Source organism: Escherichia sp. XD33, assembly GCF_019375075.1.
GTDB lineage: Bacteria > Pseudomonadota > Gammaproteobacteria > Enterobacterales > Enterobacteriaceae > Enterobacter > Enterobacter flexneri_A.
The window spans coordinates 38,874-51,228 of record NZ_JAENDM010000014.1 but is presented as its reverse complement, the minus strand read 5'-3'; the positions used below and the strand labels follow the sequence as shown (position 1 = coordinate 51,228).

General features: G+C 52.7%; 8 protein-coding genes. 4 read left to right on the top strand and 4 right to left on the bottom strand.

Annotated elements, in window-relative coordinates; all coding sequences use genetic code 11:
• Positions 1-137 precede the first annotated feature (137 nt).
• Both tal and tkt read left to right on the top strand, forming a co-directional pair.
• Positions 138-1,088, top strand: coding sequence for a transaldolase (gene tal, locus K0778_RS10635; RefSeq protein WP_063084698.1), 951 nt, complete (start codon positions 138-140; stop codon positions 1,086-1,088).
• Between the two features lie 19 nt (positions 1,089-1,107).
• The gene (gene tkt, locus K0778_RS10630) at positions 1,108-3,111 is read left to right on the top strand and encodes a transketolase (protein ID WP_000087280.1); all 2,004 of its coding nucleotides are present in this window, start codon (positions 1,108-1,110) and stop codon (positions 3,109-3,111) included.
• 94 nt (positions 3,112-3,205) lie between these two features.
• Here tkt and K0778_RS10625 read toward each other — a convergent pair whose 3' ends face one another.
• From K0778_RS10625 to aegA, 3 genes are all read right to left on the bottom strand, one after another.
• Complete coding sequence (locus K0778_RS10625; protein ID WP_001270542.1) at positions 3,206-4,249, bottom strand: DUF1176 domain-containing protein; 1,044 nt, start codon at positions 4,247-4,249, stop codon at positions 3,206-3,208.
• 125 nt (positions 4,250-4,374) lie between these two features.
• Positions 4,375-4,950 (bottom strand): GDP-mannose pyrophosphatase NudK, encoded by a 576-nt coding sequence (nudK, locus tag K0778_RS10620; protein WP_001410763.1) that lies wholly within the window; start codon positions 4,948-4,950, stop codon positions 4,375-4,377.
• A gap of 67 nt (positions 4,951-5,017) precedes the next feature.
• A complete protein-coding gene (gene aegA / locus K0778_RS10615; protein WP_063084699.1) occupies positions 5,018-6,997 on the bottom strand; it encodes a formate-dependent uric acid utilization protein AegA in 1,980 nt (659 codons plus the stop codon).
• A 205-nt stretch (positions 6,998-7,202) separates the two neighbouring features.
• Between aegA and narQ the strand changes: the two genes are divergently transcribed.
• Positions 7,203-8,903, top strand: a complete 1,701-nt coding sequence (gene narQ, locus K0778_RS10610; RefSeq protein WP_001300881.1) for a nitrate/nitrite two-component system sensor histidine kinase NarQ — start codon at positions 7,203-7,205, stop codon at positions 8,901-8,903.
• A gap of 163 nt (positions 8,904-9,066) precedes the next feature.
• Positions 9,067-12,180, top strand: coding sequence for a multidrug efflux RND transporter permease AcrD (gene acrD, locus K0778_RS10605; RefSeq protein WP_063084700.1), 3,114 nt, complete (start codon positions 9,067-9,069; stop codon positions 12,178-12,180).
• Between the two features lie 98 nt (positions 12,181-12,278).
• On the opposite strand, the gene ypfM is transcribed toward acrD, so the two are convergent.
• Positions 12,279-12,338 (bottom strand): protein YpfM, encoded by a 60-nt coding sequence (ypfM, locus tag K0778_RS10600; protein WP_001386977.1) that lies wholly within the window; start codon positions 12,336-12,338, stop codon positions 12,279-12,281.
• Positions 12,339-12,355: the final 17 nt, after the last annotated feature.

Below are 12,355 nucleotides of genomic sequence, written 5' to 3'. Positions count from 1 at the left end.
TATAACACTGATGTTACCTGCTTAATCCAGCAATACCATGCCTGTCTGCTATGCTTTTTTGATGCGTTTAGCGAAATTTCTCAGAAGTGTGAATTAACGCACTCATCTAACACTTTACTTTTCAAGGAGTATTTCCTATGAACGAGTTAGACGGCATCAAACAGTTCACCACTGTCGTGGCAGACAGCGGCGATATTGAGTCCATTCGCCATTATCATCCCCAGGATGCCACCACCAATCCTTCGCTGTTACTCAAAGCTGCCGGATTATCACAATATGAGCATTTAATAGACGATGCTATCGCCTGGGGTAAAAAAAATGGCAAGACCCAGGAACAACAGGTGGTCGCAGCGTGTGACAAACTGGCGGTCAATTTCGGTGCTGAAATCCTCAAAATCGTACCCGGTCGCGTGTCAACAGAAGTTGATGCACGCCTCTCTTTTGATAAAGAAAAGAGTATTGAGAAGGCGCGCCATCTGGTGGACTTGTATCAGCAACAAGGCGTTGAGAAATCACGCATTCTGATCAAGCTGGCTTCGACCTGGGAAGGAATTCGCGCGGCAGAAGAGCTGGAAAAAGAAGGTATTAACTGCAACCTGACGCTGCTGTTTTCTTTTGCACAGGCACGGGCCTGTGCGGAAGCAGGCGTTTTTCTGATTTCGCCGTTTGTCGGGCGTATTTATGACTGGTATCAGGCACGCAAGCCGATGGACCCGTATGTGGTGGAAGAAGATCCGGGCGTTAAATCGGTGCGCAATATCTACGACTACTATAAGCAACACCACTATGAAACCATTGTGATGGGCGCGAGCTTCCGTCGCACCGAACAAATCCTCGCCTTAACCGGCTGCGATCGACTGACTATCGCACCGAATTTACTGAAGGAGCTGCAGGAAAAAGTTTCGCCAGTGGTACGTAAATTAATCCCACCTTCTCAGACGTTCCCACGCCCAGCTCCCATGAGCGAAGCGGAGTTCCGTTGGGAGCACAATCAGGATGCGATTGCGGTAGAAAAACTGTCTGAAGGCATTCGTCTGTTCGCCGTTGATCAACGCAAACTGGAAGATCTTCTTGCCGCCAAACTATAAACCAGCCACGGAGTGTTATATGTCCCGAAAAGACCTTGCCAATGCGATTCGCGCACTCAGTATGGATGCGGTACAAAAAGCCAACTCTGGTCATCCCGGCGCGCCGATGGGCATGGCTGATATTGCCGAAGTGCTGTGGAACGATTTTCTTAAACATAACCCTACCGACCCAACCTGGTATGATCGCGACCGCTTTATTCTTTCCAACGGTCACGCGTCGATGCTGCTCTACAGTTTGCTACATCTGACCGGTTACGACCTGCCGCTGGAAGAACTGAAGAACTTCCGTCAGTTGCATTCGAAAACCCCAGGCCACCCGGAGATTGGCTATACGCCAGGCGTTGAAACCACCACCGGCCCGCTTGGACAAGGTTTGGCGAACGCCGTCGGGCTGGCGATAGCAGAGCGTACACTGGCGGCGCAGTTTAACCAGCCAGACCATGAGATCGTCGATCACTTCACCTATGTGTTTATGGGCGACGGCTGCCTGATGGAAGGTATTTCCCACGAAGTCTGTTCGCTGGCAGGCACGCTGGGACTGGGCAAGCTGATTGGTTTTTACGATCACAACGGTATTTCCATCGACGGTGAAACAGAAGGCTGGTTTACCGACGATACGGCAAAACGTTTTGAAGCCTATCACTGGCATGTGATCCATGAAATCGACGGTCACGATCCGCAGGCGGTGAAGGAAGCGATCCTTGAAGCGCAAAGCGTGAAAGATAAGCCGTCGCTGATTATCTGCCGTACGGTGATTGGCTTTGGTTCGCCGAATAAAGCAGGTAAGGAAGAGGCGCACGGCGCACCACTGGGGGAAGAAGAAGTGGCGCTGGCACGGCAAAAACTGGGCTGGCACCATCCGCCATTTGAGATCCCTAAAGAGATTTATCACGCCTGGGATGCCCGTGAAAAAGGCGAAAAAGCGCAGCAGAGCTGGAATGAGAAGTTTGCCGCCTATAAAAAGGCTCATCCGCAACTGGCAGAAGAGTTTACCCGACGGATGAGCGGTGGTTTACCGAAGGACTGGGAGAAAACGACTCAGAAATATATCAATGAGTTACAGGCAAATCCGGCGAAAATCGCTACCCGTAAGGCTTCGCAAAATACGCTTAACGCTTACGGGCCGATGCTGCCTGAGTTGCTCGGCGGTTCGGCGGATCTGGCTCCCAGCAACCTGACCATCTGGAAAGGTTCTGTTTCGCTGAAGGAAGATCCAGCGGGCAACTACATTCACTACGGGGTGCGTGAATTTGGCATGACCGCTATCGCCAACGGCATCGCGCACCACGGCGGCTTTGTGCCGTATACCGCGACGTTCCTGATGTTTGTTGAATACGCCCGTAACGCCGCGCGGATGGCGGCACTGATGAAAGCGCGGCAGATTATGGTTTATACCCACGACTCAATTGGCCTGGGCGAAGATGGTCCGACGCACCAGGCTGTTGAGCAACTGGCCAGCCTGCGCTTAACGCCAAATTTCAGCACCTGGCGACCGTGCGATCAGGTGGAAGCGGCAGTGGGCTGGAAGCTGGCGGTTGAGCGCCACAACGGACCGACGGCACTGATCCTCTCAAGGCAGAATCTGGCCCAGGTGGAACGTACGCCGGATCAGGTTAAAGAGATTGCTCGTGGCGGTTATGTGCTGAAAGACAGCGGCGGTAAGCCAGATATTATTCTGATTGCCACCGGTTCAGAGATGGAAATTACCCTGCAAGCGGCAGAGAAATTAGCAGGAGAAGGTCGCAATGTACGCGTAGTTTCCCTGCCCTCGACCGATATTTTCGACGCCCAGGATGAGGAATATCGGGAGTCGGTGTTGCCTTCTAACGTTGCGGCTCGCGTGGCGGTGGAAGCAGGTATTGCCGATTACTGGTACAAGTATGTTGGTCTGAAAGGGGCAATTGTCGGGATGACGGGTTACGGGGAATCTGCTCCGGCGGATAAGCTGTTCCCGTTCTTTGGCTTTACCGCCGAGAATATTGTGGCAAAAGCGCATAAGGTGCTGGGAGTGAAAGGTGCCTGATGGTGATTGCCGGATGCTGATTGCCGGATGCGACGCTGACGCGTCTTATCCGGCCTACAGCGTCTTATCCGGCCTACATGTCCCGCCATTTTGTTTAACGGGTGATCCACAACGTGGGCCAGGCGTCTGGCCCATGCCAGTTATCGCAGGTGGGTTCTGCGGCGTAACGCACCAGGCGAAAACGCTGACCGTCAAAGCGCCAGCGCGCCTGAATGCCACAATCGCTTAATCCGCGCCCTTTCGCTAAGGTCACCAGTTCACGCGATTTCTCATCAAATGTTGCGTTCATCAGTTCCAGTTCATTCGTCTCCTGACCGTTGTTGAACGGCAAACGCAACCGAACCGGGCGCGAAGCTAGTGGCTTTTTACGCGACACAATCCATGCCAAATCAATGGTGTTATAGGCCCCTGCCTCACAGCTAATCATCATCAGCGCTTTATCATCAGTCAGCGCAGTGACATTCACCTCACGACGCAATGGATCAAGCGAGCAGCGCAGACCATTCATCCGCCAGTTTCCATAATCCAGCAAATCGTTGCGTTCTTCGAGTGAGAGTGGCGTCGGCGTTGGGTTAACCACCGCGACCTCTTTCAGCGCAGGCGCGGGCGGTACGCTGAGCGGCGGTTCGTCCCCTTTCTTGATCCACGCGGTTTCACTGCCAACGCGCTTTTGCTGAGCATCAATAAACAACAACGCTGCTTTTAAGCCACTCAGAGAAATGGTCTGATCGCCATCGCGTAAGGTGATTGCCTTCCCTTCCTGAATCATCTGCAAAAACGCGGTGATGGTTGCCGTATCATCGGTTACTAATAACCATGGTGAAATCCGCCACTTGTCACCACTTAACGCCAACGGCTCGCCATCTAACAGCAGCCGTGGCGCTATCTCCCCTTCTGACGCCTCCGGCGACTTCAATCCGCCGCGCTCAATACGTAAAACGGCATCGGTATGCGCCCCGGCGCTGCGGCTCAGGGTCATCACCAGTCCATTATGATCGCCCGTATTACGCGCCACGCAGAAATTTTGGTTATTACAGGTGACCTGCCAGTCGGAAAACGCCCGTTGCGCTGGTGCCGCCCACACCAAAGACGTCGGCAACAAAGCGAAAAAAAAGAGAAGGAAAATGCGATAGCGCATGGACGGTACGACCCCAGAAGTTCAAACAAACAGCACAAGTCGTATCTTCGTTGCGCAGGTAGCGCGGCTCAATCGGATTTGTCGGATTGAGCCAATAATAAACAACGAAATATTATTGTTATTTTTCAGTCCATTAAATGTGACGTTTGCAAATAGTTAAGCAATAACACCGTCTTACCGTCACGTATCTCGCCGGTTTTGATCATCTCCAGCGCCTGGCTGAACGGCAGCTCGAGCACTTCAATATCTTCATCTTCGACACCGCCACCGGCGTTAGCGCGCTGATTGTCACTGTATTCGGCGATAAAAAAGTGGATTAGCTCAGTCACACCGCCTGGCGACATATACAGTTCAAATAATTTGCGCACTTCACCCACTTCATAGCCCGTCTCTTCAATCGCTTCTTTGCGAATACACACTTCCGGTTCGTCGTTATCCAGCAGCCCGGCGCAGGTTTCAATCAGCTGCCCGCTTTCATTGCCATTAACCCAGGTAGCGACACGGAACTGACGAATCAGAACCACGGTCTTTTTCTTCGCGTTGTACAGGAGGATCGTCGCACCATTACCGCGATCGTAAACTTCACGTTTATGGCGGATAACTTCGCCATCTTTGCGCATGAGATCGTAGGTAATGTTGTGCAGGGTGAAATAGTTATCGGAGAGAATTTTGTCTTTAATGAGGGTGATTTGTTGCGTCATACCGACTCCACAGCGCGAAATGAACAATTATCTTACGCTGTGAAGTCGGGTTTGTCTGCGCAGGCTATCAGTGAGATTTGACTGATTTTACCCCCAGCCAGTCAATAATCCCCTGTGCCGCATGACGTCCTTCTGCCATTGCGGTAACCACCAGATCCGCACCACGCACGGCGTCACCACCAGCGAAGATTTTCGGATTGGTGGTCTGGTAACGGTACTGGCTTTCCACATCCGCGATGATGCGGCCCCATTTATCTACCGTTACACCGTGCGACTCCAGCCACGGCATCCCGTGTGGATTGAAGCCAAACGCCATAATCACCGCGTCGGCTGGCATGACAAATTCACTGCCTTCCACCGGCACTGGACGCCGACGCCCCTGGGCATCCGGCTCGCCAAGACGCGTGCGCAGGAAACGAATCCCGCAGACGTGACCTTGTTCATTCAGCTCAAGCGCCACCGGCTGGACGTTAAATTCGAAGTTGGCCCCCTCTTCGCGGGCGTTCTTCACTTCTTTCTTCGAGCCTGGCATGTTAGCTTCATCACGACGATAAGCGCAGGTGACGTTACTCGCGCCGTGGCGCAGTGCGGTACGCACACAGTCCATCGCGGTGTCGCCACCGCCCAGTACCACGACGTTAAGTCCGGCGGTATTGATAAACGGCTCTTCCGGTAGCTCTTCGAGCCCCATCACCTGTTTAGTGTTGGCAATGAGGAACGGCAGCGCGTCATAAACGCCCGGCGCATCTTCATTGGGTAAACCCGCTTTCATGGAACGGTAAGTGCCTACGCCAACGAAGACCGCGTCGTATTGTTCCAAAAGCGAATCCAAAGAGACATCTTTACCCACTTCACAATTGAGTTCGAAGTGAATCCCCATCGCGCTGAAGATTTCCCGACGGCGTGCCAGCAGGGATTTATCCAGTTTGAAAGAAGGAATGCCGAAAGTGAGCAAGCCACCGATTTCTGGATGGCGATCGTACACCGTCACCCCCACGCCATTGCGGGTCAGAACATCCGCACAGGCCAGCCCTGCCGGACCTGCACCGATAATCGCCACCCGCTTGTCCACTTTGGTGACATGGCTTAAGTCAGGACGCCAACCTTTCGCCAACGCCTGATCTGAAATGTAGCGTTCAATGTTGCCGATAGTTACCGCGCCGTGCTCATCGCGAATAGTACAGGCACCTTCACACAAACGGTCTTGCGGACAAACGCGTCCGGTAATTTCCGGCAGGGTGTTGGTCTGGTGAGAAAGCTCGACGGCGGCGTCGATGTTTCCGGCTTTCACCAGTTCAATCCACTGCGGTATATGGTTATGCAGCGGGCAGGTCCATTCACAAACGCTGTGCTCGCCGCACTTAAGGCAGCGCGAGGCTTCCCGTTGTGCCAGGTCGGCGCGAAATGGCAGATAAATTTCATCAAAACCGGTTTTGCGCGCTTCAATCGCCAGTTTATCCGGCTCGCCACGCGCGGGCGTTGCCTGCATTTGTTCGACTTTACTCATTACCGGCATTTCTTGCGCCGCGGTACTGGCATGCCACGGTTGATGTTCCTGACGCGCGGTGCGCAAGCGGCGGGATTTCGCCATGCCGGAGAGTGCGACGTCAGTGACCAGTTGCAGCGCGTCCGCCGGGCAATTCTCAACACAGGCAGGACCGTTTTCGCGCCCCGCACAAAGGTCGCATTTATGCGCCATGGCTTTTACTTTTCCTGCCGCGACGGGTGTCAGGACGATTTGCATCGTACCAAAAGGACAGGCCACCACGCAGGATTTACAGCCAATACACTTTTGCTGATTGACCTGAATGCTGTCATCAACGTGGCTGATTGCGCCATTAGGGCAGCTACGGGCGCAGGGCGCATCTTCACAATGGTGACAGGTCACTGCACTACGTTGCTGTTGATGTTTGATAACCGTAATTCGGGGATGAAAATGGTGTTGGCTCAGGACATGTTGCTCATCATTGTGAGCCATGACACAGGCGATTTCACAAGCATGACAACCCAGACATTGCTGACTGTTGGCCATAATAAAACGATTCATAACGACCTTCTTTTTTGGTTGTAAAAACCTTATTCTTTATATGAGTGTTGTTATTACCCGACTTACAGGGGAATCGGCAATGTTCATGTGCCCAGAATAAGTAACTATTTCGCTATAAACTGTGGCAGATCAAATAATCCCATCACTGACTAAATTGCGTTTCAGCGAACTGGAACATTAATGATTTTTTGTGGAGAAGACGCGTGTGATTGTTAAACGACCCGTCTCGGCCAGTCTGGCCCGGGCCTTTTTTTACATTGTGCTGCTGTCGATTCTTTCCACGGGTATCGCTCTGCTAACTCTGGCGAGCAGTTTGCGCGACGCTGAGGCTATCAATATTGCCGGATCGCTGCGTATGCAGAGTTACCGCCTGGGCTACGACTTGCAAAGTGGCAGTCCACAACTCAATGCACATCGCCAGTTATTTCAGCAGGCACTGCATTCACCGGTATTAACCAACCTCAACGTCTGGTATGTGCCAGAAGCAGTAAAAACTCGCTATGCGCATCTGAATGCCAACTGGCTGGAGATGAATAATCGGCTCAGCAAGGGCGATTTGCCGTGGTATCAGGCCAATATTAATAATTATGTTAATCAGATAGACCTGTTCGTACTGGCTTTACAGCACTACGCTGAACGCAAAATGCTGCTGGTGGTGGCGATTTCCCTGGCTGGCGGCATCGGTATTTTCACGCTGGTCTTTTTTACTTTGCGCCGCATACGCCATCAGGTGGTTGCCCCGCTGAATCAGCTGGTTACCGCCAGTCAGCGTATTGAACACGGGCAGTTCGACTCGCCGCCGCTGGATACCAACCTGCCGAATGAGCTTGGTCTGCTTGCAAAAACCTTTAACCAGATGTCGAGCGAGCTGCATAAATTGTACCGTTCGCTGGAAGCGTCAGTAGAAGAAAAGACCCGCGATCTCCACGAGGCCAAGCGTCGTCTGGAGGTGTTGTATCAGTGTTCGCAGGCGCTGAACACTAGCCAGATTGATGTGCATTGTTTCCGCCATATTTTGCAGATTGTTCGCGACAATGAAGCGGCTGAATATCTGGAGTTAAATGTCGGTGAAAACTGGCGGATTAGCGAAGGGCAACCAAACCCGGAATTGCCGATGCAGATTTTACCGGTGACAATGCAAGAGACGGTTTACGGCGAACTGCACTGGCAAAATAGTCACGTTTCATCATCAGAACCGCTGCTTAACAGCGTTTCGTCGATGCTGGGACGCGGTTTGTACTTTAATCAGGCGCAGAAGCATTTTCAGCAATTATTGTTGATGGAAGAACGTGCGACCATCGCCCGCGAATTGCACGACTCGCTGGCTCAGGTACTTTCTTACTTACGTATCCAGTTGACGTTACTGAAGCGTTCGATACCGGAAGATAACGCCACCGCACAAAGTATCATGGCCGATTTTTCCCAGGCGTTGAATGATGCTTATCGGCAGTTACGCGAGCTGTTGACTACTTTCCGCCTGACGCTGCAGCAGGCGGATCTCCCCTCCGCATTGAGGGAAATGCTGGATACGTTACAAAATCAAACCAGCGCCAAACTGACCCTCGACTGCCGTCTGCCAACCCTGGCACTGGATGCGCAAATGCAGGTGCATTTGTTGCAAATTATTCGCGAAGCGGTGCTGAATGCGATGAAGCACGCCAACGCCAGCGAAATCGCCGTCAGTTGCGTCACCGCGCCGGACGGCAATCACACGGTTTATATCCGTGATAACGGGATTGGTATCGGTGAACCGAAAGAACCCGAAGGTCATTATGGTCTGAATATCATGCGCGAACGCGCGGAACGGCTAGGTGGGACGCTGACTTTTTCACAACCTTCCGGCGGCGGCACGTTAGTGAGTATTAGCTTTCGCTCTGCGGAGGGTGAGGAAAGTCAGTTAATGTAATGCCTCCTACTGACCAAAGAATACTTGCACTTAAGGTTCAGTATAAAAGGGCATGATAATTTACATTAACTCCTTTTTTTCTCCACGATTGGCTCGTACCTTGCCGCTACAGTGAAGCAAGTCAAGCCTACAACGATACGCAGAAACACGAGGTCCTCTTTTAATGGCGAATTTCTTTATTGATCGCCCCATTTTTGCCTGGGTGCTGGCAATCCTGTTGTGTCTGACAGGTACCCTGGCGATTTTTTCATTGCCCGTTGAACAATACCCCGATCTCGCGCCACCGAATGTGCGAGTGACCGCTAACTATCCCGGCGCATCGGCCCAGACGCTGGAAAACACCGTGACCCAGGTTATCGAGCAAAATATGACCGGCCTCGATAATCTCATGTATATGTCATCTCAGAGCAGTGGCACCGGTCAGGCATCTGTCACTTTAAGTTTTAAAGCAGGCACCGATCCGGACGAAGCCGTGCAGCAAGTACAAAACCAGCTGCAATCAGCCATGCGAAAGTTACCGCAGGCGGTGCAAAATCAGGGCGTGACGGTGCGTAAAACCGGCGATACCAACATTCTGACCATTGCCTTCGTCTCTACCGATGGTTCGATGGATAAACAGGATATTGCTGATTATGTTGCCAGTAATATTCAGGACCCGTTAAGCCGCGTAAATGGCGTCGGGGATATTGATGCCTATGGTTCGCAATATTCCATGCGTATCTGGCTGGACCCGGCGAAACTCAACAGTTTCCAGATGACAGCTAAAGATGTCACTGATGCCATTGAGTCACAGAACGCGCAGATTGCGGTTGGGCAACTTGGTGGTACACCTTCCGTCGATAAGCAGGCGCTCAACGCCACCATTAACGCCCAGTCACTGCTGCAAACACCAGAACAGTTCCGCGATATCACCTTGAGGGTGAATCAAGACGGCTCAGAGGTAAGGCTGGGCGATGTCGCCACCGTCGAAATGGGGGCGGAGAAATACGATTATCTTAGCCGCTTCAATGGTAAGCCAGCCTCCGGGCTGGGGGTAAAACTGGCCTCCGGCGCAAACGAAATGGCGACAGCGGAGCTGGTGCTCAATCGTCTCGACGAGCTGGCGCAGTACTTCCCGCACGGACTGGAATACAAGGTGGCGTATGAAACCACCTCGTTTGTTAAAGCCTCCATTGAAGACGTGGTGAAAACGCTGCTGGAAGCTATCGCTCTGGTTTTCCTCGTTATGTATCTGTTCCTGCAAAACTTCCGCGCCACGCTGATACCCACTATCGCCGTGCCGGTGGTGTTGATGGGAACCTTCTCCGTACTTTACGCCTTCGGTTACAGCGTCAACACCTTAACCATGTTCGCGATGGTGCTGGCGATCGGTCTGCTGGTGGATGACGCCATCGTGGTGGTGGAAAACGTCGAACGTATTATGAGTGAGGAAGGACTCACTCCTCGCGAAGCCACACGTAAATCGATGGGGCAGATCCAGGGGGCACTGGTCGGGATTGCGATGGTTCTTTCGGCGGTATTTGTACCAATGGCCTTCTTCGGCGGCACCACCGGTGCCATCTATCGCCAGTTCTCTATTACCATTGTTGCGGCGATGGTGCTGTCAGTACTGGTAGCGATGATCCTCACTCCGGCTCTGTGTGCCACACTACTTAAGCCACTGAAAAAAGGTGAGCATCATGGGCAAAAAGGCTTTTTTGCCTGGTTTAACCAGATGTTTAACCGCAACGCCGAACGCTACGAAAAAGGGGTGGCGAAAATTCTCCACCGTAGCCTGCGCTGGATTGTGATTTATGTCCTGCTGCTTGGCGGCATGGTGTTCCTGTTCCTGCGTTTGCCGACGTCGTTCTTACCGCTGGAAGACCGTGGCATGTTTACTACCTCGGTACAGTTGCCCAGCGGTTCAACGCAACAACAGACCCTGAAAGTCGTTGAGCAAATCGAGAAATACTACTTCACCCATGAAAAAGACAACATCATGTCGGTGTTTGCCACCGTTGGTTCTGGCCCTGGGGGTAACGGGCAAAACGTGGCGCGAATGTTTATCCGCCTGAAAGACTGGAGCGAACGCGACAGTAAGACCGGCACCTCGTTTGCCATTATCGAGCGTGCAACGAAGGCGTTTAACCAAATTAAAGAAGCTCGCGTTATCGCCAGCAGCCCGCCAGCAATTAGCGGTCTTGGTAGTTCTGCAGGTTTTGATATGGAGTTGCAGGACCACGCTGGAGCGGGTCACGATGCGCTGATGGCAGCACGTAATCAGTTGCTGGCGCTGGCGGCGGAAAACCCGGAGCTAACCCGTGTGCGCCATAACGGCCTCGACGACAGTCCGCAGTTGCAGATTGATATCGACCAGCGTAAAGCTCAGGCGCTGGGCGTTGCTATCGACGATATTAACGACACACTGCAAACCGCCTGGGGTTCGAGCTATGTGAATGACTTTATGGATCGCGGTCGCGTGAAGAAAGTCTATGTGCAGGCAGCTGCGCCGTATCGCATGCTGCCAGATGACATCAATCTCTGGTATGTCCGAAATAAAAATGGCGGCATGGTGCCCTTCTCTGCTTTCGCGACCTCACGCTGGGAAACAGGCTCGCCGCGTCTGGAACGCTATAACGGTTATTCTGCGGTTGAGATTGTTGGGGAAGCCGCACCGGGGGTCAGTACCGGTACGGCGATGGATATTATGGAATCGTTAGTGAAGCAGCTGCCAAACGGCTTTGGTCTGGAGTGGACGGCGATGTCGTATCAGGAGCGGCTTTCCGGCGCGCAGGCTCCGGCGCTGTACGCCATTTCCTTGCTGGTGGTATTCCTGTGTCTGGCTGCGTTGTATGAAAGCTGGTCGGTGCCGTTCTCGGTAATGCTGGTCGTGCCGCTGGGGGTAATCGGCGCGCTGCTGGCAACCTGGATGCGCGGGCTGGAAAACGACGTTTACTTCCAGGTGGGCCTGTTAACGGTCATTGGTTTATCGGCGAAAAACGCCATCCTGATCGTCGAGTTTGCTAACGAGATGAACCAAAAAGGCCACTACCTGTTTGAAGCGACGCTCCACGCCTGCCGTCAGCGTTTACGCCCGATTCTGATGACCTCGCTGGCATTTATCTTCGGCGTATTGCCAATGGCAACCAGCACGGGTGCCGGTTCCGGTGGTCAGCATGCGGTGGGTACTGGCGTAATGGGCGGGATGATTTCGGCCACTATTCTGGCTATTTACTTCGTGCCGCTGTTCTTTGTGCTGGTGCGCCGCCGCTTCCCGCTGAAGCCGCGCCCGGAATAAGCAATAAAAAAGGCGACATGCCAATGTGTCGCCTTTTTCAACTTTCCGATTAAGAACCTGCTCAGCGGGTTCTTGCTGTTTGTACTTTGTCTCAGGAATTACTTACGAAGCATAACTTCGATAAAGTCTTTCCAGTTCCCCAGTTCACGTTCAATCATAACAACCTCTCTTATAA

Excerpts from the sequence above, each read along its gene's own strand:
- K0778_RS10625 (WP_001270542.1), bottom strand. The coding sequence starts at position 4,249 with ATGCGCTATCGCATTTTCCTTCTCTTTTTTTTCGCTTTGTTGCCGACG.
- acrD (WP_063084700.1), top strand. The coding sequence starts at position 9,067 with ATGGCGAATTTCTTTATTGATCGCCCCATTTTTGCCTGGGTGCTGGCA.
- tkt (WP_000087280.1), top strand. The coding sequence starts at position 1,108 with ATGTCCCGAAAAGACCTTGCCAATGCGATTCGCGCACTCAGTATGGAT.
- nudK (WP_001410763.1), bottom strand. The coding sequence starts at position 4,950 with ATGACGCAACAAATCACCCTCATTAAAGACAAAATTCTCTCCGATAAC.
- aegA (WP_063084699.1), bottom strand. The coding sequence starts at position 6,997 with ATGAATCGTTTTATTATGGCCAACAGTCAGCAATGTCTGGGTTGTCAT.
- tal (WP_063084698.1), top strand. The coding sequence starts at position 138 with ATGAACGAGTTAGACGGCATCAAACAGTTCACCACTGTCGTGGCAGAC.